Annotated in this window: 21 protein-coding genes and 1 pseudogene; 14 read left to right on the top strand and 8 right to left on the bottom strand. The window is 69.9% G+C overall.

Features of this window, described 5'->3' with window-relative positions; all coding sequences use genetic code 11:
- The first annotated feature begins 106 nt into the window (after nt 1–106).
- Together IEY82_RS02620 and IEY82_RS02615 are read left to right on the top strand one after the other, a co-directional pair.
- On the top strand, nt 107–904 hold the full coding sequence (locus tag IEY82_RS02620) for an SDR family oxidoreductase (protein ID WP_189122278.1): 798 nt from the start codon (nt 107–109) through the stop codon (nt 902–904).
- Nucleotides 905–993: 89 nt separating this feature from the next.
- Nucleotides 994–1,506 carry a DUF4396 domain-containing protein gene (locus tag IEY82_RS02615; RefSeq protein WP_225262051.1) on the top strand — a complete coding sequence of 171 codons (513 nt, stop codon included), beginning with the start codon at nt 994–996 and terminating at the stop codon, nt 1,504–1,506.
- Nucleotides 1,507–1,530: 24 nt separating this feature from the next.
- Here IEY82_RS02615 and IEY82_RS02610 read toward each other — a convergent pair whose 3' ends face one another.
- The 3 genes from IEY82_RS02610 to IEY82_RS02600 are packed head-to-tail and all read right to left on the bottom strand — an operon-like array spanning nt 1,531 to nt 3,568.
- Complete coding sequence (locus IEY82_RS02610) at nt 1,531–2,802, bottom strand: cytochrome P450 (RefSeq protein WP_189122276.1); 1,272 nt, start codon at nt 2,800–2,802, stop codon at nt 1,531–1,533.
- Between the two features lie 8 nt (nt 2,803–2,810).
- Complete coding sequence (locus IEY82_RS02605; protein WP_189122275.1) at nt 2,811–3,002, bottom strand: ferredoxin; 192 nt, start codon at nt 3,000–3,002, stop codon at nt 2,811–2,813.
- A complete protein-coding gene (locus tag IEY82_RS02600) occupies nt 2,999–3,568 on the bottom strand; it encodes a TetR family transcriptional regulator (protein ID WP_225262152.1) in 570 nt (189 codons plus the stop codon). The genes IEY82_RS02605 and IEY82_RS02600 overlap by 4 nt, the downstream gene beginning before the upstream one ends.
- Nucleotides 3,569–3,644: 76 nt before the next feature.
- Between IEY82_RS02600 and IEY82_RS40235 the strand changes: the two are divergent.
- From IEY82_RS40235 to IEY82_RS02580, 5 genes and pseudogenes are all read left to right on the top strand, one after another.
- Nucleotides 3,645–4,211 (top strand): annotated as a pseudogene (locus tag IEY82_RS40235) (TniQ family protein); the annotation flags it as partial.
- A gap of 171 nt (nt 4,212–4,382) precedes the next feature.
- Complete coding sequence (locus tag IEY82_RS38840) at nt 4,383–4,874, top strand: hypothetical protein (RefSeq protein ID WP_225262170.1); 492 nt, start codon at nt 4,383–4,385, stop codon at nt 4,872–4,874.
- Nucleotides 4,875–4,989: 115 nt separating this feature from the next.
- Nucleotides 4,990–6,192, top strand: a complete 1,203-nt coding sequence (locus IEY82_RS02590; RefSeq protein WP_189122273.1) for a TniB family NTP-binding protein — start codon at nt 4,990–4,992, stop codon at nt 6,190–6,192.
- The gene (locus tag IEY82_RS02585) at nt 6,189–7,517 is read left to right on the top strand and encodes a TniQ family protein (protein WP_189122272.1); all 1,329 of its coding nucleotides are present in this window, start codon (nt 6,189–6,191) and stop codon (nt 7,515–7,517) included. The genes IEY82_RS02590 and IEY82_RS02585 overlap by 4 nt, the downstream gene beginning before the upstream one ends.
- 65 nt (nt 7,518–7,582) lie before the next feature.
- A complete protein-coding gene (locus IEY82_RS02580) occupies nt 7,583–8,182 on the top strand; it encodes a helix-turn-helix domain-containing protein (RefSeq protein ID WP_189122271.1) in 600 nt (199 codons plus the stop codon).
- 611 nt (nt 8,183–8,793) lie between these two features.
- Here the strand turns inward: IEY82_RS02580 and IEY82_RS02575 are convergent.
- On the bottom strand, nt 8,794–9,540 hold the full coding sequence (locus IEY82_RS02575) for a phosphotransferase (RefSeq protein WP_225262049.1): 747 nt from the start codon (nt 9,538–9,540) through the stop codon (nt 8,794–8,796).
- 107 nt (nt 9,541–9,647) lie between these two features.
- Here IEY82_RS02575 and IEY82_RS02570 point away from each other — a divergent pair, with 107 nt between their 5' ends.
- From IEY82_RS02570 to IEY82_RS38835, 3 genes are all read left to right on the top strand, one after another.
- The gene (locus tag IEY82_RS02570) at nt 9,648–9,977 is read left to right on the top strand and encodes a hypothetical protein (protein ID WP_189122269.1); all 330 of its coding nucleotides are present in this window, start codon (nt 9,648–9,650) and stop codon (nt 9,975–9,977) included.
- A 40-nt stretch (nt 9,978–10,017) separates the two neighbouring features.
- Nucleotides 10,018–10,275, top strand: coding sequence for an Rv3169 family protein (locus IEY82_RS02565; RefSeq protein WP_189122268.1), 258 nt, complete (start codon nt 10,018–10,020; stop codon nt 10,273–10,275).
- A 155-nt stretch (nt 10,276–10,430) separates the two neighbouring features.
- Nucleotides 10,431–11,660 carry an MFS transporter gene (locus IEY82_RS38835; RefSeq protein WP_372459674.1) on the top strand — a complete coding sequence of 410 codons (1,230 nt, stop codon included), beginning with the start codon at nt 10,431–10,433 and terminating at the stop codon, nt 11,658–11,660.
- A 366-nt stretch (nt 11,661–12,026) separates the two neighbouring features.
- Here the strand turns inward: IEY82_RS38835 and IEY82_RS02555 are convergent, their stop codons facing one another.
- Entirely contained in the window at nt 12,027–13,025 is a 999-nt protein-coding gene (locus IEY82_RS02555; protein WP_189122266.1) for a hypothetical protein, read from the bottom strand.
- 235 nt (nt 13,026–13,260) lie between these two features.
- Complete coding sequence (locus IEY82_RS02550) at nt 13,261–14,259, bottom strand: NAD(P)-dependent alcohol dehydrogenase (RefSeq protein WP_189122265.1); 999 nt, start codon at nt 14,257–14,259, stop codon at nt 13,261–13,263.
- A 207-nt stretch (nt 14,260–14,466) separates the two neighbouring features.
- Here IEY82_RS02550 and IEY82_RS02545 point away from each other — a divergent pair, with 207 nt between their 5' ends.
- The 3 genes from IEY82_RS02545 (at nt 14,467) to IEY82_RS02535 (ending at nt 16,638) form a co-directional block, all read left to right on the top strand.
- Nucleotides 14,467–14,628, top strand: coding sequence for a hypothetical protein (locus tag IEY82_RS02545; RefSeq protein WP_189122264.1), 162 nt, complete (start codon nt 14,467–14,469; stop codon nt 14,626–14,628).
- A 67-nt stretch (nt 14,629–14,695) separates the two neighbouring features.
- Complete coding sequence (locus IEY82_RS02540) at nt 14,696–15,673, top strand: MvdC/MvdD family ATP grasp protein (protein WP_189122263.1); 978 nt, start codon at nt 14,696–14,698, stop codon at nt 15,671–15,673.
- A complete protein-coding gene (locus tag IEY82_RS02535; protein WP_189122262.1) occupies nt 15,670–16,638 on the top strand; it encodes a TIGR04500 family putative peptide maturation system protein in 969 nt (322 codons plus the stop codon). Before IEY82_RS02540 ends, IEY82_RS02535 begins: the two co-directional genes overlap by 4 nt.
- A 166-nt stretch (nt 16,639–16,804) precedes the next feature.
- Here IEY82_RS02535 and IEY82_RS02530 read toward each other — a convergent pair whose 3' ends face one another.
- Nucleotides 16,805–18,013, bottom strand: a complete 1,209-nt coding sequence (locus IEY82_RS02530) for an acyl-CoA dehydrogenase family protein (protein WP_189122261.1) — start codon at nt 18,011–18,013, stop codon at nt 16,805–16,807.
- Between the two features lie 117 nt (nt 18,014–18,130).
- On the opposite strand from IEY82_RS02530, the gene IEY82_RS02525 reads away from it, so the two are divergent.
- Nucleotides 18,131–18,787 (top strand): winged helix-turn-helix transcriptional regulator, encoded by a 657-nt coding sequence (locus IEY82_RS02525; RefSeq protein ID WP_225262048.1) that lies wholly within the window; start codon nt 18,131–18,133, stop codon nt 18,785–18,787.
- Between the two features lie 23 nt (nt 18,788–18,810).
- Here IEY82_RS02525 and IEY82_RS02520 read toward each other — a convergent pair whose 3' ends face one another.
- Nucleotides 18,811–19,098 carry a DUF4287 domain-containing protein gene (locus IEY82_RS02520; protein WP_189122259.1) on the bottom strand — a complete coding sequence of 96 codons (288 nt, stop codon included), beginning with the start codon at nt 19,096–19,098 and terminating at the stop codon, nt 18,811–18,813.
- Between the last annotated feature and the right edge of the window lie 54 nt (nt 19,099–19,152).

The raw sequence follows: 19,152 nt of genomic DNA, 5'->3' as shown, positions 1-19,152 counted from the left end.
CGCCGATGTCAGGCGCGACGCCAGGTCGTCCGCGTCCCCGGCTCCCGCCCGCGCGGACCGGCGAGAAAGGCCCGTGCCTGCGACTCGTCACCCCCCAGGAGTAGCCATGCGGAAGGCAGTCGTCACCGGCAGCACCAAGGGAATCGGCTTCGCGCTCGCCCGGGAGCTGCTCCGGCGCGGGCACTCCGTGGTCGTCTCGGGCCGCACCCAGGCGGCCGTGGACGACGCCGTCGAGCGGCTGCGGCCGGAGGCGACCGGAGAGGCCACGGTCCACGGGTTCGCCGTGGACGTCACCGATGCCGAGCAGGTCGAGAAGCTGTGGACGGCGGCCGTCGACGCGCTCGGCGGGGTCGACCTGTGGATCAACAACGCCGGTGTCGCCCACACCACCCGTTCCATCGTCGAGACCACGCCCGACGACGTCCGCGCGATGGTCACCACGAACATGCTCGGCACCGTGTACGGCTCCCAGGTCGCCGTCCGGGGCATGCGAGCCCACGGCGGCGGCCAGATCTTCAACATCCTCGGCGGCGGCAGCGACGGCCGGATCCGCCCGGGCATGGGCGTCTACTCGGCCACCAAGCGCGGCCTCGACTCGTTCACCCGGGCGCTGGCCAAGGAGGTCGCCGGGACCGGCGTACGGATCGGGCAGGTCAGGCCCGGCATCCTCATCACCGAGGGCTGGCTGCGGGAGGCCGCCGTCGCCCCGGAACTGGTGGCCAAGCAGCGAAAGGCGCTCAACATCCTGTGCGACCACGTCGATGACGTCGCGCCCTACCTCGTCGACAGGATGCTGGCCAGCACCAGGAACGGCGACGCCGTCGCCTGGCTCACCACCGGCCGGATGACCAGGAAGTTCCTCGCGCCGCGCAGGCGGGACGTGCTCAGCCGCTACGGCCTGTGACGCCCGGAGCCGAAGGCGGAGGCCACCGGCTTCGACGGCAGATACCCCCTACCCGTATCATGAGGAGCCGACCACCAAGGAGGCTCCACGTGTCTCACGACAGCCACCACCCCCCTTCCCGGTCAGCCGGGTCTCATGACCATGACGCCGCCGGCCCCGGCGCGTCCTGGGCGATGGCGGCGCAGGCGACCCTGCACTGTCTGACCGGGTGCGCCATCGGCGAGGTGCTCGGCATGGTCATCGGCACCTCGGCCGGCCTGAGCAACCTCGCGACCGTTGTGCTGTCGGTGGCGCTGGCGTTCGTCTTCGGCTACGCGCTCACCATGCGCGGCGTGCTGCGCGCCGGGGTGGGGCTGCGCACCGCGCTGAAGGTCGCGCTGGCCGCCGACACCATCTCCATCGCCGTCATGGAGGTGCTCGACAACGCGGTGATGCTCGTCGTGCCCGGGGCGATGGACGCCGGCGTCACCAGCATGCTCTTCTGGGGCGCGCTGGCCGGCTCCCTGCTCGTGGCGTTCCTGCTCACCACTCCGGTGAACAAGTGGCTGATCTCACGAGGCAAGGGGCACGCCGTGACGCACCAGTACCATCACGGCCACTGACGACCGGTCGCCTCGGGGCCGTGCTCAGCCCACACGGATCGGGAGGGTGCGCGGGCCGCGCACCTGACCCGTGGCCCAGGTCACCGGCGCCGAGTCGGAGAGCCCGAAGACCGGAAACCGCTCCAGCCAGACCTCGAGGGCGACCCGCAACTCCATGCGGGCCAGGTGCGACCCGACGCAGCGGTGGATGCCGAGGCCGAACGCGGCGTGCCGGTTGACCTCGCGGTCGATGACGACGTCGGCCGCCCGGTCGAACTGCGCCGGGTCCCGGTTGGCGGCCGGGAACGACAGCAGGACCCAGTCCTCGGCCTTCATGTCGACGCCGCCCCAGTGCATGTCCTCCTTGACCAGCCGGGCCATCGTGACCGGGGCGTAGGCGCGCAGCAGCTCCTCCATCGCGGTCGGCAGCAGCTCCGGCTCGGCCACCAGCCGCTCGCGGTCGGCGGGAGTCTTCGCCAGATGCCAGAGAGAGGCGCCGATGGCGCTCCACGTCGTGTCGATGCCGGCGATGAGCAGCAGCGCCATCGTGCCGGCCACGTGTGACTGCTCCAGCTTCCGGCCGTGCAGCTCCACGTTGACGAGGTAGGTCGTGAGGTCGTCGCGCGGGTGGTCGACGTGGTCGCGGATCTGCGTGAGCAGGTAGTCGAACAGCTTCTCCATCCGGGGGATGCGCACCTCGGGCGGAGCGTTGACGCCTTCGAGCGCGTTCTCGACGAACTCGCGGAACTGCGGCCCGTCCTCGGGCGGGAAGCCGAGCATGTCGGCGATGACGCGCATCGGGATGTGCTGGGCGTAGTCACGGGCGGCGTCGACGACCTCCTGCCCCTCCAGCGCGTCGATGAGCGAGTGGCAGAACGCCCGGGTCTCCGCCTCCCGCCGGGCCACCGCGGTCTTGGTGAACGCCGGCAGCAGGAGCCTGCGCGCGTGGTGGTGGAAGGGCGGGTCGGAGGAGATCGGCGGCACGCTGCCCACCGGCGCCAGTTCGAGAGGCGGCCGGACGTTGCTCACGATGATCGCGCGCGAGGAGAAGCGCTCGGTGTCGTAGGCGATGGCCGCGACGTCCTCGTAGCGGGTCGGCAACCAGGCGCCGCCGAACCGCTCGGTGCGCGCGATCGGGCAGCGCTGCCGCAGGTCGTCCTGGATGGGGTACGGGTCGGCCGCCCATTCGGGCTCGGCGTGGGAGAAGTCGGTCGCCCAGTCGGAGACCGGGCCGGTGATGATCTCGTTGCGGATGCCGAGGGGCCGCTCCTCCAACGCCTCCCGGTAGTCCTGGCCGAAGCGATCGTCGACGGTCATGGCGGCTCCTAGAGGATCTCGATCGCTCGTTCGGGACAGTTGGACACCGCCAGGCGCGCGGGCCGCTCCTCGCCGGGCGGCACGGAGCCATCGCCGATGACCTGCCCGTAGCCCTCGTCGTCCTCGCCGAACAGGTCGGGGGCGAGGTCGTAGCAGCGGCCGTGTCCCTGGCATCGCCCGGCGTCGATCCGTACCTTCACTGCGGTGCTCCCGTCGGTGCTGTGGTGTCGGTCGGAGCGAGGGCGCCGACGATCCGGGTGAGCAACGAGGTCCACTCCTCGTCGTTCACGGCGTGCAGGTCCGGTGTGATCAGCGCGCTGCCCATCGCCAGCAGCAGGCAGAGGTGGGCGAGCGCGTCCGGCGACAGCGTGGTGTCGAGCTCGCCCGCCGCCTGGCCGACGTGGACCAGCCCGGCGAGCCAGTCGGCGCGTTCGCCGATGTAGTCGCGCATGGGCAGGGCGACGTCCTGGTCGCGCCGGGCCGCGACCAGCGCCTCGACGATGAGATAGCCGGCGGCCTCGCGGCGGTGGGGCAGCCGTCGGCCGACGTCGACGAGCAGGTCGGCGATCGGCCGGTCGGGTTCGGCGGCGAACAGCGTGGCCAGCAGGCGCGGCCCGTGCGCGCGCAGCGCGGCCACCAGCAACTCGGCCTTCGAGCCGAAGTGCGCGTACAGCGCGCCGTTGCTCACTCCGGCGGCGGCGGCGATGTCGGCCACGCGGGTGCCGTCGTAGCCGCGCTCCGCGAACCCGTCGGCGGCCGCCTGCAGCAGCCGTTCACGGGTCGCGCCATATGCGAATTAAAAGAGCGTTCATTTCCTCCGTCAAGAGCGCGACGAATACTCTATGGGTGTCTGGCGCGCTTGCAGATGTCAGTACGGCACGGGGGATGTCAGCGGACCTGGCAGCAGGCCATCGCAGATGTCAGTAGGCACGTGTACAGCAGGAGGTTCGGCCAAGGAAATGATGACGGTGCGGCCCCGGCGGCTGGCGTTGGTGGTGGCACCGGCGTCCGGCGAGTCGTTCGCGTCGTGGGTTGATCGGATGGCCCTGCGGAACGGATGTCCGGCGTGGGCGATAATCGAGGCGTTGGGGGTGGATGTACGCGCGTCGAGTGACGTCCGTTCACTGGCGTACGGCGTCGTCACGATGCCGGAGACGTGCAGGGCGATCGAGGCTGCTACAGGCGTGAGCTCCGAGGTCGTGCGTGGTATGCACCTGGAGGTGTTCGACGGCTCGGTCCTGGATCTGGCCGGCGTCCGCGTGGGCGACAAGGAGTCAGTCCGCCGGGCTGAGGGCCGTGAGTGGGTGCAGTTCTTCGGCAGCCGGGTATGCCCGACGTGCCTGGCGGCTTCGGGCGGAGTGTGGCTGGTCTGGTGGAAGCTGGGCTGGGCTGCGGTTTGTCCCGAGCATAGGACTCTGCTGGTGGATCTCTGCCCGAGATGCCGCGTTTCCGTGCGACGAGGTCCCGCCGGGCGGCCTGCGCGGCTTTCTCGCTCACGGATGCCGGCTCCGTTGCGGTGCGGTGCGCTTCTCAGTGGGGCCGTATGCGATCAGCCGATCCCGCAGATCGGTACGAGCTCGGTGAGTAGCAAATTCGCTGATCAGCAACAACTCGTGCTTGAGGTGGTGACCCATCGCCGGTCGGCGCTGATCGCAGGCCAGGTGGTGAGTGCCGGTCAGTGGTTCGCGGCCTTGAAAGCGACGGCGATGCTGGTCCGGCTGGGGGTGCCGGAGGTTCTCCCTCTGCTGGATGCGCCTCTGGATGGTCAGGGCGCGCTGGCCGCAGAGGTTGGTGGACAGCGGTGGAATCGGGCGGGGCCGGTGGGCCGCTTCGGGATGGCTCCGCGGACGGCGCTGGTGGCTGCGGGACTGCTGGCCGTGGCTTTGGAGGTGGCTGCGGCGGAAAGCGAGTCGGCGCTGGTGGCCCGGTTGATGCCGCTGGCTGCCGCCGCGCGGATGCGATGGAAGGAGCGGCGGCCGGATCTGTTGACGCAAGTGGCTACGTGCGCGCCATCAAACGTGATCAGGCTCGTTTCCGGTTCGGTGAGCAGGAGGAGCCGCCTCCGGCGCTGAGTCTGGTCCCGCCCGCCGATCAGGAGGATCCGGCGCAGGACGAGGTGGTGGACTTGTCCGAGCTGGAGGAGTTCGAGATCTGGGATCCCGGCGCACCGCGGGGGCCGGGCAGCGCATGAGGAAACGTGTCGCGCAGCCACGCACCAAGGAGCAGTGGCGCGAGTTCTGCGCTCGCCCGGCACCACCTCGGCCGGAGCTGGTCAGCCGCGGCGAGTACGACAGCTGGGCCGCCGAGCGGCAGGACCCGTTCGATGAGATGCGCAGAAGCTGCAACGCCAACCCGCCGTTCCTCAAGCATCCGCAGGTCCTGCGGGTGCTGGCCGCGCTGAAGCCGAAGCTGACCCAAGGCCGATACAGCCAGGACGCCACCTTTCACAGCGCGATCATCAACGGGCCGGGGCACTGCGGCAAGACGTCGCTGCTCAAGCTGATCGGCAAGGAGTGCGAGCTGGACTGGCGGCGCCGCCATCCCGACCTGGCCCCCGGCCCCGGGGGGTCACCGGCCGACTTTCGCGGAGACTTTCTCGGCGACCGGGTGCCGGTGATCTATGTCAGCGCCAGCACCGGGGCGACCGCCGGCATGCTGTCGCAGGCCATCGGCAAGTTCCTGCACGTCCCGAACCCCGGCCGCACCGCGACGCAGTGGACCCTCACCGACCCCGTGCTGGACGCGATCGAGGCCTGCGGCGTCGAGCTGCTGCTGCTGGACGACCTGCACATGCTGGACAAGATCCGCGACGGCGGTCAGGAGACCAACGACCACATCAAGAACCTGGCCAACCACGCCGCGGTCACCATCGTCGGCGCCGGGATCCTGCTGGAGCAGGGCAACCTGTTCACCGACGGCGCCCCGCCCCGCACCCGGCCGGGCAAGGCCGGCACCGCCCCGGCTGGGCACGAGCGTGGCCGGGCCGGCCAGTTCGGCTCCCGCTTCGCCGACCTGCAGCATCTGGCCCCGCTCACGATCGCCACCCGCGAGGAGCAGCGCACCTGGATGTCGCTGGTGCGCCACTTCGAGACCAACCTGATCCTGCTCGATCACCCGGCCGACGACCTGACCCTGCACCACTGGCGCTACCTGCACGAACGCACCTCCGGCTACATCGGCTCGCTGGCCATGCTGTTCAAAGAAGCCGCCCACCGGGCGATGGACACCGGCGTCGAAGCCCTCACCCGCACCATCCTGGACAGCGTGGTGCTCGGCCACGATGACGAGGTCGACTACGCCAAGACCCAAGCCCGCCGCCAGTCCGCCGCCCGCCGTCGCACCGCCAAGAAGGCCCCGCCCGCTTCCGGCCGGGACGCGAGTACCGGATGATCCGGCCCGACCTCGACCTCGACCTCGACCTCGACGTCGAGGAGCGGCGCCCGGACCGGCTGCCGCCGCGCCGGCTGGCCCTGGTGCCGCCACCGGTGGACGGCGAGGCGTTCCACTCCTGGTTCTTCCGCCTGGTCGAGGCGCAGCACAGCCACCGCGACACCCTCGTGTCCCTGCTCGGTCTGCCGCCCTACACCCCGCAGCGCTACACCCTGGGCGAGGACTTCCTGACCATCTTCGACGGCGAGTACGTCTTTGAGAATCTGCGGGATACCACCGGGCTGCGCGCCCGCGCCATGATGCGCATGGCGCTGTTCGGTCAGGGCGGCCAGTTCATCACCTACAGCTGGACCGGCACCACCAGCACCCGGCCCTGGCCCTGGCGCGCCGAGACCGCCGCCGTCTGCCCCCGCTGCCTGGCCGGGCCCGACCCGATCTGGCGCATCGCCTGGCACCTGCTGCCCTGCGTCATCTGCCCCCAGCACCGCGTCTATCTGACCGGCTGGTGCCCGAGCTGCCACACCCGGATCAGCGTCGGCGACACCCCCCGCTACCGGCGCGAATGCAACGGACCGTTCGGCCCGCAGGGCCGCATCGTCGGCGCCCGCAACTGCCGGCAGCAACTCGCCCGGCTGCCCTGCCAGCCGGTCGGAAACGAGCGGCTGCTGCGCATCCAGCAGGGCCTCCTGGCCCGGCTACGCCGCTCTCGCGATGGACCCATCGAACCCGTTAAGGCGTTCTGGGACCTCTATGAGCTGTTGTTCCGCCTGGCGATCTATTTCGGCACCCCGGAGATGCTCCCCGCCGACACCGACGCCCACCCGTGGTGGACCTTCCACGAGTTCTGCCACCTGCGCGACCAACTCGCCCTCACCGCCGGACCCACCGCCCGCGAACGCTGCGGCGACCTGCTCGCCTACCAGCCCGGACCGCTGCTCAGCGCCGCCGCGCTGCTCATCATCGACGAACTCAGCTTCACCGGCAGCCCGCTGGACGCGCTGCGCTACTTCATGGACCAACGCCGCTACGACCCCTGGGCCGGCACCCTCTGGCACGAATACTGCGACGACTACCACCCCACCGCCGTCACCAACCGGATCCTGAACCACCTCAAGATCAGAACCCTCGACCCGGCACTGCTCAAACCGCTCGCCCTCTCGGAACCCGGCGCGCCCCACTACCTGCACCCAGCCGAAACCGCCGAAGACCTCGACCTGCCCGAAGCCGCGCTGCTCCTGGCCGGCGAAGGCATGCGCCCCTGGCAAACCACCGCAGCTTTCCGGGCATCCCTGAAGCGAGTACAGGCCGCAACAATCACACCTTGATCGGCCTGCATCGCATTCCAAAGGTTTCCTTGACATCTGATCGTCGTTAACCCAGGATTCCAAGCATGTCTTTGGAATCCTGGAAGAAGCTGCCACGGCAGGTGGTCGACGATCCGGCCGCCATGCGGGCATTCGCCCACCCCGTCCGCCTGGCACTGCACGAGCTGCTGATGCGGGCCGGCGCCACAACTGCGGCTGACGCCGCCCGCGAGGTCGGCATCAGCCAGGCTCTGGCTTCCTACCATCTGCGGCAACTCGCCAAGTACGGCTTCGTGGAGCAGGCCGAGGCGCGCGACGAGCGGGAACGGCCGTGGAAGGCGACGTCGCTGACCCAAAACTGGTCCGATGCCGAGTCGAGCCCCGAGGCCTCGGCCGCCCGCGGCCTGCTGGAACAGGTCATCGCCGAACGGGCGCTGGCACGGCTGGCCGAGTGGCAGGAGCGCCGCATGGACGAGCCGGACCCGTGGCGAACGAGCGGCGGGATCGGTAACTCCTATCTCTATGTCACACCCGACGAGCTCGCCGCGCTCGACGCGGAGTTCGGCCGCCTGCTGGAGCCGCTGATGGCGCGGATCGCCGACCCGTCCGAGCGGCCGGAAGGGGCGCGGCCCGTCCTGCTGACCACCCTCCTGGTTCCGCTCCCGACCACCGGCACCGGTGACTGACGCCAGGGACGCCACCTTGCCGGGAGAGAAACCGGCGGGGAGGCCACGAGCGCTCGTCGAATGGAGCGATTCCGCCGGATACCCGCCCGATCTTCATCTTCTACCACGCATTTCCCGAAGAGCCCTGAGGAGCCTCTCGTGCATCACTTACAGGAACAGCTCATCCGCGCGAACTTGTCTGAGCGGCGAGCCGAGGCCGCACACCTGCGGATGATCCCGCCGCGCTCGCGTCGGAGTGTTCTTCTATGCCTCCGCTGCCGGCTCGCGGTCACTCTCCGCCGCCTCGCTGATCACCTCGAACCGGCCCTACAGTCCCGAGGTCGCCAGCCGACCCGCTGACGCCGGAATAGTCCAGGGATGACCACCCCCGATACAACGACCGTCGCATGTCTCCCTAGGCCCGAGGTGAACGATCTTCGGCTGGATACTGTCAACTTCGATAAGGTGAGCGGCGATACTTCGAGACCTATCGAAACGACAGTGCCCAGGTCGGGAACAGCTCTCACTGTCATCTTCGCTGCGTCCAGACAATGGACTGCGTGCCGCCGGTCCTCCGCCCGTCTGTCTTCGTGTCAACGCCTATGTCCGGTTACGGGTGGGCTCGTGCAGTCTCACATCCGGGATCTCAGCACGTCGACCTCGCAGCCTGGCAAGAACGGGTCGAACCCGTGCTCGACCAGCCAGCGGATCGCCAGCAGGCTTCGCGACGACCACCATCCGCGAATCACGTCGAGGTCGACATCGGTGCCATAGCCGGCGACGACGTCGCCAAGACGCTCCTCGTGTCCGAACGTCAGGATGGCCAGGTCATGCAGGGCGTCGCCCTGGCTCGCCTCAGACCAGTCGATCACGCCGGTGATCTCGTCACCGTCGACGAACACGTGGCTGACCTGCAGATCGCCGTGCGTGAACACCGGTGTCCACGGCCGGAGCGCGGCCTCGGCAACCTGACGGTTACGCGTGACCAGGTCGGCCGGAAGGACGCCGTTCGTGATGAGCCGCTCGCATTCGCCGTCGAGGCGCGACGCGACCTCCTCCAGGTTCGGGCCAGGCCAGGGCGGCAGTGGCGCCTCGTGCAACTTCCGCACGGCGGCACCCGCCGCGGCCCACGCCGCCGATGAGACGGTCGATGGCTCGCCGAGGCGGCCGAGTGCCGTGCCGGGGAGGGCGGCGAGCGCGAGCACGGGGGGCTTGCGCCACAAGACGTCCGGAGTCGGGATCGGCGCCAACGTCATCGCCTCGACCTCGACGTCGGTACGCCTCTGGTTGGTGTCGATTTTCAGAAACACGTCGCCGACGCGCAGGGTCGCGCGCTCATGATGGGCGACGACGACCTTGATCTCCTCCACGTCGGCCATTATCACGGCGTCACGCTGACGAACGCGACGGGCTCGGCGCCGTTGGCGGCGACGAGGTGGACGTTGTCGCCGTCGAGCGCGTCGGTGTCGGCTGGCATACTTCTCCGATGGGTACGCCGAGGGCTTTCTGGTCCAACACGACGCATGACTGGGGGAGCGGCGTCCACGTCGACCACCTCACGCACATCCGCCAGAGGCCGGCCACGTTCGCTCCCGGCGGCGTCCCGCACCTGATCCTGGAAGTCGTCGCCCACGCCGCCGTTGAGGCCGAGGGACGGTCGTCCACTTCCGGCCGGACCGGTCTCTGCCCACGCTCGGCGCGTTGCCGACCGACGAACTGCTACGGCTCGCCTTGTCCTGGCCGGCTCGGCGACGAGCCGACCGACGGGCACTGGTGGACCTACGCCCCGCTGCGGTTCGACGACTACCACGCCTGACGGCGCTCCGCTGGTGGTGGACGTCCAGACACTCGGCTCCGTGTCGCTCACGGTCGGCGCGGGGTACGGCGGCGACCCGGAATGGCAGCACGGGCAGTGGAAGGGCCGTGACTGGACGTCGGCCAGCGAGTACGACCTCACCGACCCCGGGATCGTCGGCCGGCTGCCGTACTCCACCGTCGGCCACATCGCCCGGGTCACCTGTGAGGGAAGCGTCGGCCATGGCATGTTCGAGCACGCCGTGATGGGCCGCCATGACCCGTCGGGGTTCAAGGGCTGGCTCGACATGGCTCCCTGACAGGCCCGGCCTGGCTCGACGACGGGGAAGGCCGTAGGCTGAGCCGCGGCGCGGACGTCGCGCGATCGTGAGGATCCTCCAGAGACATCGCCCCATGGGCTGAGGGTCGGGCCGGAGAACCGGTCGTGTCTCCCGAGCAGGGGAGGTGCGGCCGCATGGCCGAACGAAGGATCATCGCGGTGGTGTTGCTGGCCGGTGTCACGGCCGCCATGACGCTCGGGGCGTTGACCCCGTTCCTGGCACAGCTGAGCGACGAGTTCGCTCTCCCTTTCGCGACGACGGGCTGGTTGGCGTCCGGGGTCACCTTGGTGGCCGGGCTCACCTGTATGCCGGTGGGCCAGTGGGCGGACACGCGTCGATTGCGCGGGCCGTTCATCGCAGGACTCCTGATACTCGCGGCGGCGAGCATGGCGTCGGCGAGCATGAGCCACTCCGAAGCGCTGATCGTGCTCCGCGTGGGCCAGGGGGTCGGATACGCGGCCGTGGTGGTTCTGGGCCCCGCCCTGCTCGCCCGGCTGCTCCGAGCCGAGCGGGCACGGCTCGCGCTGGCGTTGTGGGGGATGTGCGTTCCGGTCGGTTTGGCCCTGGCCTCGGTGATGGGCGGGTTGCTGAGCGCTTCAGGATGGCGGGCGTCGGCGACCGCGATAGGAGGGCTGGCGCTCGTCACGGCCGGCGTGGCACGCCTGACCCTGCCGGACATCGCGGGTCGCCCCCGGCAGGCGGTGCGCGGGCGTGGCCGCGGGGTCTGGCCGCTGGCCGTGGCGTTCGCCCTGATCGCCCTGGTCGGGGTGGCCGTGGTGACCCTGTTGTCGACGTTCCTCTCCACCGTGCATGGACTGGCCGTGAGCGACGCGGGTCTGGTGACCGGGGTGGTGGCCGCGTCGAGCGCGCTCGGCAGCATGTCGGCCGGAGCGCTGCTGAACGCGGGGGTGGCGCCACAGCGGCTCCTGGCCGCGGTCATGCCCATGGCGGCGGCGTCCGCAGGTGTTCTGCTCGCCGGATCGACTGTCGTGGCAGCCCTGTCGGCGGCGGCCCTGATGGCGATGAACGGGCTGGCCGTGTCGGCGCTGTTCGCGATGGTGCCCGTGGTCGCGGGCGACCGTACGGCCTGGGCCGCCGGCGCCCTGACCCAGCTCGGCAGCCTGGGCACGCTGCTGGGGCCGCCCCTGTACGCCGCTGTCATGGAACGAAGTGGCTGGGCGGCGCTGGTCCCGGTGACGATCCTGGTCGCGGCGGTCGGACTCGGCTGTGCCGTGGCGGCCCTGCGGCAGCGACCCGGTAGACCTCGACCGTCTCCTTCGCGGCCCTGGCCCAGCTCAGCCGATCCCGGACGAACCGTTCCCCGTTCTCCGAGAGAGCACGGCGTGCGGCCGGATCGTTCATGAGGTCGATCACGGCGTCGGCGATGGAGCCGGGGTCGGCGCTCCGGGCGTACCGCACGGCGGGGGCGGCCGGGTCGCCGAGGAAGATCTGGGATGCGCCGGACCGTGGGCGCCGGACTGCGGCGAAATGCATGACTTACGGCTTTTGTGGCGTCTGGATTTCATGCAATGTCCAGTCATACTCCGAAAGCGAACTCTATTCGTTCTCTATATAGATGGGGAGTTTTTTGTGGATCTTCCTGTTGTGGCTGGCGGGATTCCCGGGGTTTCGCGTTGGCGCCGGTCCGAGCGCCGCGCAGGGGCGTGTGCCCGCCAACCGTGACGAGACCTTCGGCTCGTCGAGCGCGCCGCCTCATGGGCCGACGCGCGTCAGTCCCACCCGCCGGAGGAGCCGCTGTCCCCACCGCTGTCCCCGCTGCTGGACGATCCACCGCTGGAGTACCCGCCACTGGAGCCCCCGCGGCTGGACGATCCACCGCCCGAGTAGCCACCGCCCGAGTAGCCACCGCCTGAGTAACCGCCGCCCGAGGACCCGCTCGTTGAAGCCTCGCCGGCGGAATCGGCGTGCGGCGAGATGTCGGCGAGCCAGTCCAGGTTGCCGGCTTCCGGCTCGAACCAGCCCTTGGCGCCCTCGTCCAGGTTGCCGGCATCCGACTTGGGCCAGTCGCCGCCGCCCTCGGGGAAGTCTCGCGCCATGGACCCGGAGATCTGGTTCACCCACTGCTTCCACACCTCGGCGGCCGCCTCACCGTAGTGCCGCCGCGTCTCCGCGACGGCGGCGGGATCCCACTTGACGCGCCTGACCCGACCACGGCGCAGGGCGCGAAGTCCTGCCGTGAGCTCAAACCCGCTCACCGGCCGCGAAGCGCGGGCGGCCGCGCTGGACGGCGGCATGCTCGGGTCCGGAGTCACGTCATCCCGATAGGCGACCGCGGTGTAGGGAGAGTGGTCCGCCACTCCGTACCGCCATACCTGCTGGGCGGACACCGTCCTGAAGACCTCCTCCTGCCTGCGCCTCTCCGCCGCCAGCCTGAGCCTGATCTCCTCCTGGACGGGCTGGTACGCCTCGACCGCCCGCCGGACTCGTGCGTCATGGCGTGAAGAGATCCGACGGGTCCGCCAGCGTAGCTCCCAGGCCTTCGCCTTGTGGAGCTCATCCCTCGCCGCCGCGATCTCCCCGCGGCACTCCTGTAAGGCCGCCAGCCACGCCAGCCGCTCGTCCTCGGTCCCTGGCACCCACTGCGTCAGATCGTCATCCTCGCCGGGCCCGCCGTCCCTGCCCTGGAAGCCGCAGAAGAGAACCAGGTCCCCCTTTCCTTTCAGCCCCGTCGGTTCCACAACCGTCTCGACTTTGACCCATTCGGTCACGAGGACCGTCCCTTCCCCCGGTGAAGCCCTCCACCATGATCCCTTGGCCCTTGCCGCTATTCAATGCAAATGGCCACAAATCGATCAGCCAGTCTGTTCTTGACGTTCCAAGAATGTCGGTGACGCCTCAAAGGGGATGACGGTACTGTCCGATTTTCACGGGACAGTCGCAAGCCCTGATCGTCCACCGAACCAGGGCGACTCCACGCGGCTGAGCCGCCCGCCCGGCCCGGAGCTACAGGGTGACGACGATCCTGCCCCGGGCCGTCCCCTCGGTCAGGTAGCGGAGCGCCGCCGGTGCCTCGGCCAGGGGGAACGCGCGGTCGATGACCGGGCTGAGCTCGCCCGTCCTCAGCAGGTCCGCGAGCACGGCCATCGAGTCCTTCGTGGGAGGCGTGGCCCTGGTGGGTCTCGGCAACTGCCGCTGGAACACGGACCGGGCCATCAGACCGACGAAGCGCGGCAGACTGCCCAGCACCTTGCGGCCCGCGTCGCCGTAGCGGTCGTGGCCGATGAGGACGTACGTGCCGTCGGGGGTCAGCGCGCGGCGGCAGTCCGCGAACGAGTGGTTGCCGGGGATGTCCACGATGAGGTCGTAGCGTACGCCGCGCCGGGTGAAGTCCTCCACGGTGTAGTCGATCACGTGGTCCGCGCCGAGCGCGCTCACCAGGTCGAGCTTGGAGGTGTGCTCGACGCCCGTCACCGTCGCGCCGCGCGCCTTGGCGATCTGTACGGCGCACCCGCCCACGCCTCCGGCGGCGCCGTTGACCAGGACGTTTCCCAGCGGGCCCGGCGGGAGGTTCAGCAGGGTGATGAGCCCGGCGGTGGGCACGCACGCGGCCTGTTCGAAGCTGACGCCGCCGGGTTTCGGCGCCAGGTTGTCCGCTGGCACGGAGACGTATTCGGCGTAGGCGCCGCCGTTCTTCCACTGCCGGCCGCGGATGGTCTCGCCGAACACCTCGTCGCCGGGCCGGAACCGGGTCGCGTTCGCCCCTGCCGACTCCACCACGCCGGCCATGTCCGTGCCCGGGACGCGGTTCTTCGGCCGTCGCAACCCGGACCCCATGACGCGCAGCACGTACGGCCGGCCGCTCACGACGTGCCACACGTCGGGGTGCACGGAGGCGGCGCGCACGCGTACGAGCACCTCGTCGTCCTTGACCGCCGGAATGTCGATGTCTCGTAATTGAAGGACATTTGGTGACCCGTACGCTTCCTGGACGATTGCCCTCATGCCGTCATTCTGCGTCGGCAGCGGGCCCGGCGCTGCGCCGCGCTGGCGTACCAGCCGGTGTCCGCTACAAGTCGCCTCCAAGTGAGCCACAAACGCCAGGTGGTGGGCTTCGACCGCGAGCCGACGACGCCTGCGCACGTCGGCGAGGACGACGCCCGCGCACGTCGCCAAGGGGGCTCGCGACTCACTGAAAGGGAGGGAAGACCAGTGGACAAGAAGATCGTTCGATTGGACGACCTGAGCGACGAGCTGACCGCGATCGACGAGGTCGATCTCGGCCTCGTCACCGGTGGCCGGCCGATGGAGCGCTGCTACCACACGGCCGGCACCGAGGGCAGGCCGTCCGACGGCTGGGTTTCGGACTACTAAACCCAGGGGTCGACATGGCGCCGCGTGGGAGGGAAACGCGTCCCTCCCACGCGGCTGAGGGGGAGAGTTGCTGCTGATCCTGAGTGAACCCGGCGACGTGACGGTTCACATGGTCCTGCCCAAGCTGAAAGCCCGAGGGGTGGACGTTCTGTGGTGGGATCCCGGCGAGTATCCGGCCGACGCCCGGCTGACCGCCCGATTCGACGCGGACGGGACCCGGCTCACCCTGGCCAGAGACGGGGAGGTCGCCGACCTCTCCACGGCGACGGCCGTGTGGTTCCGACGCCCCGGGGCTCCGCGCGCCGCCGAGCAGGTCACGGCGGCCGACCTGCGGGATCGCGTCGGGGAGCTCTCGGAGTGGTTTCTCGAAGGACTCTGGGATCTGCTGGACGCGCGCTGGTTGCCCGGCAGGGAGCCGGTGCTGCGCCGGGCGCACAACAAGCTGGTCCACCTGGCCCTGGCCCGGAAACTGGGCTTCGCCGTACCACCGACCACGATCACCAACGATCCGTCCGAGCTGGCGCCCGCCTATGAGCGGGCGGGCGGACGGCTGATCGCGAAACCGATGGAGCACACCCCGTTCCAGATCGACGGCGAGGCGCACACCGTGTTCACCACCGTGGTCGAACGGAGGGATCTCGTGGGCCGGAGCCGGATCGCCCATGAGCCGACCATCCTGCAGCCGTACGTCCAGAAGGCGGTGGAGCTGCGGGTCACGGTGGTCGGCGACCAGGTCTTCACCGCCGAGATCGCCTCGCAGGACTCGCCGCGCACGCGGGACGACTGGCGGCACTATGACTTCGACCGCGCCCGGCACAGCGTGCACCACCTGCCTGATGACGTGGCTCGCCGCTGCGTCGATCTGGTCGCGGCGCTCGGCGTGTCGTTCGGGGCGATCGACCTCATCCTGACCCCCGAAGGGGAGTACGTGTTTCTGGAGATCAACCCCAACGGTCAATGGGGCTGGATCGAAGATCTGACCGGCCTGCCCATCAGCACCGCCATCGCTGACTGGCTCACGGCCGGAGAAACGGACCCGCGATGACTCAGTCCTCCCTCGGCCCTGCCCTGGAAAGCGGCGTCAACCTGCTCCGCGGGCTGACCCGGCGGCGTTCCGCGGTGGCGGAGGCACACCGCACCGCCGATGAGTGGGCCACGGCGCATCCTTCGCTCGCCGCCCAGCTCGTGGCCAGCCCGCGTCCCGGGTCATCGCTCGTCGATTACGATCTGCTGATCGAGGATCCGTCGGGCGGCACCATCATGCTCTGCGTTCAGGCGGACGACGGGGCGTCCTGGCTCGTCGACCACGCGACGCACTGGGCCGCCAGCCGGCTGCTGACCGTCGACGGCACCCCCGTCTCGGTCTCCGAGGCGATGCTCATGCTCCGTTCGCTCACCCGCCCCGGGCTGTCGCCGCAGGACGAGTTGGTGCGGTTCTGCCTCCTGCGCGACGCCGCCGCCAAGGAGCAGGTCAGCCTGTACGACATCCAGGCGGCCGCGGACGGCTTCCGCAAGCGGCGCGGCCTGACCAGCCGGGACACGATGCGGGAGTGGCTGGACCGGATGGGGTTGAGCGCCGAGGCGTTCCACGACCACATGGCTGCCAGCGCGAGGGATCACCGGTTCCGGGCCCGGATGCGTGAGGAGCTCGGCCCCGGGCATCTGGCCCGTCATCCCGAGCGGTTCGCGCGGGTATGGGCGACCTGGGTGCTGTCGGAGGAGCCGATCGACGTCGCCGAACTTGACGGCTCACTCGGCGACCGCTGGGACCTGCGACTGACCAGGGCCCGGACCTGGTCCGGCGATCTGCCCGCCCCTCTGCGCGAGACGCCGGCCGGTGGCGGTGTCGGACCGGTCTCCCACGACGGGCGTTTCCTGACCGGCTTGATCACCGAACGGCAGGAGGCCGTGGCGGACGCCGAAACACTGGAGGCCGCGGGACAGGCCGCCTTCGATCAGTGGCTGGCCGACGCCGCCAAGCGAGCCCAGATCACCTGGCACTGGCTCTGACTCTCCTCCGCTTCCGACGATCAGGAAAAGCCGTGCCCCGGGCGGCCTGCGGAGCAGAGGCGGACCCGGGGCTTACGAGACCGACCAGGTCGCTGACACCTACGCGGAGTTCGCGTTGCGGATGACCCGGGCGGGCCGCTGAGAGGGCCGGCGGCGGTCCGCGTGGTCACACAGGTCTGGGAGCGCCGCCGGTCCGACCGGGTGGCATCAGGCCGGACAGTGGCCCGCCGCGGACGTGCATGGCCCGCAGCGCGGCGGTGCCGGCCAGAACCAGGGTCGCCTCGGGGGTGAGGGGGTGGAATGGGCCGCCACGGACGTCTCGATAGGCCCGTTCCAACGGGGAGGTTCGGAAGAACGCGGCACCTCCCACGACGTCGAGAGCGAGATCGACGATGGCCTTCGCCTCGCACACGGCGTGCCGCTTGGCCACCATCAGCGTGATCAAGGTCGGCTCGTCCGCCGGGGGGTCGTCGCCGACTTCGTCGACGGCGGCGAGCAGCGCCCACCAGGCCACCCGCAGGCGGGTGGCCATCTCTCCCAGCTGACGTACCGTCGCCGGAGCCGGGTCTCCCGTACGCGAGCCGAGCACGCGGAGCGCCTCCTCGTACGCCCCCCGCGCGATGCCCAGATAGACCGCGCTCACGACGGGCGCGAAGTGAATGGCGGCGACCAGCAGCGGCCCCGCCAGCTTCCCGTACGGCCGGCGCCCGAGGATCTTGTCTGCCGGGACGAACACGTCCTCGAACACCAGGTCATGGCTCGCGGTGCCACGCATGCCGAGCGTGTCCCAGGTCTCGACCATCGAAACGCCGGGGCTGGACAGCGGTACCCCCGCGTGCAGCACTTCGGCGTCAGGGCCGGGTTCCCCGAGCACCGCGGAGGTGGAGATGACGGTGGCGACCGGCGCCTGCGAGCAGAACGTCTTCCGTCCGGTGAGCCGGAACCCGCCGTCGACCTCGACGGCCGTGGTCGTCGGGCACACCCAGTCCGATCCGCCGCTGGTGGCCATGATCAGCCCGTCCGCGGCGACCCGGCGCAGCACGCCCTGGGCATCCGGCGCGCCTCGACGGTGCCGCCAGCACTGGACGAGGGTCAGGTAGAGGTGCATGGCCGCGGACAGGGCGGCCGATCCGGCATGGCGGGCGAGCTCGCCCTCGGCCAGCACGACCTGACGTAGTGCGGCGCCCAGGCCGCCGAACTCCGTGGGCACGGCCAATCGGAGGTAGCCGTGATCCCGCATCACCTGGTAGCCCTCGGTGACGAAGGTCGCGTCCAGGTCGTGTTCCGCCTCGCTCGGCGCGCACCGCAGGCCGACTTCGGCAGCCAGCGCGACGACGTCGGCGTCGTGCCGGGCCGGGCTCATCGTGAGAGTCATGGCTCGACGGTAGGAACGCCGGGCGGCCGCCTCCAGTACGAGATCTGTACCACCAGGTGATTCCGGTGCGGAGTTACCCTGATCGTCGTGGGGTCTTCATATGGACAGTTCTGTCCTGTGGCGAAGGCGATGGAGCTGCTCGACGAGCGCTGGACGCTGCTCATCGTCCGTGAGCTGGTCACCGGCAGCCGGCACTTCAACGAGCTGCGCCGCGGGGTGCCGAGGATGTCCCCTTCTCTGCTGTCCAATCGTCTCAACCGGCTGGAACGGGCCGGCGTCCTGGAACGCCGTCCCGACGGCAACCGCGTGCTGTACCTGCTCACCCAGGCCGGGCAGGAGCTGCGGCCGGTGATCGAGGCTCTGGGCGCGTGGGGCATCCGCTGGATCCCCGAGCTGGGCGACGAGGACCTCGATCCGCAGTTGCTGCTGTGGGACATGCACCGCAACGTCGACCACGATGCCCTCCCCGAACAGCGCACGGTGGTGCAGTTCAGCTTCACCGATGTGGCGGCGCACACCCGCGACTGGTGGCTGGTCATCACCCGCGGCGACGCCGACGTGTGCGACGACGATCCCGGCCATCCGCCGACGGTGAAGGTGACCGTGGGGCTGCGGCGGATGACCGAGATCTGGCGCGGCGATCTCACCTGGCCGGACGCCCTCCGCTCCGGCGCTGTCGAGGTGCACGGCCCGGAGGCGCTACGTCGCGAAATGCCCCGGTGGTTCAGGCTGTCCAGCTTCGCCCAGGTCCCCCGGCCGCACCGGGAGAGCTGACCGCACTCGAAGCCGTTCGCACATCAGGGCCGGTTGTTCTTCCCATCCAGCCACAGCATGTTCGACTCATCCCGATGAGTCCCGGAGCTACCGACATGCTTCGAATCGAGCTCCGGACCCTTTTTGATCACGTGGACCAGCGCCATCGCATGCCCGCGGCCGAGACCATAGTCGTGCTTGAGCCATTCCACGATCACGCCCGCCTTCACCGACGCGTCATCGAACCCGCGTTCCTTCGCGAGATCGATGAACTCACGGGGCGTCAGCCCGGTCCTGTCCTCGATGTTGTCCAAGTACGCCTGAAAAGACATGTGATTCTCCTTGCCGGTCGTAGAGCCACGAGCATGTGCATGTACGTCCATACT

The organism is Nonomuraea cavernae, assembly GCF_014646355.1.
Taxonomy (GTDB): Bacteria; Actinomycetota; Actinomycetes; order Streptosporangiales; family Streptosporangiaceae; genus Nonomuraea; species Nonomuraea cavernae.
The sequence above is the reverse complement of the archived record's forward strand: the minus strand, read 5'-3'. Positions and strand labels throughout refer to the sequence as shown.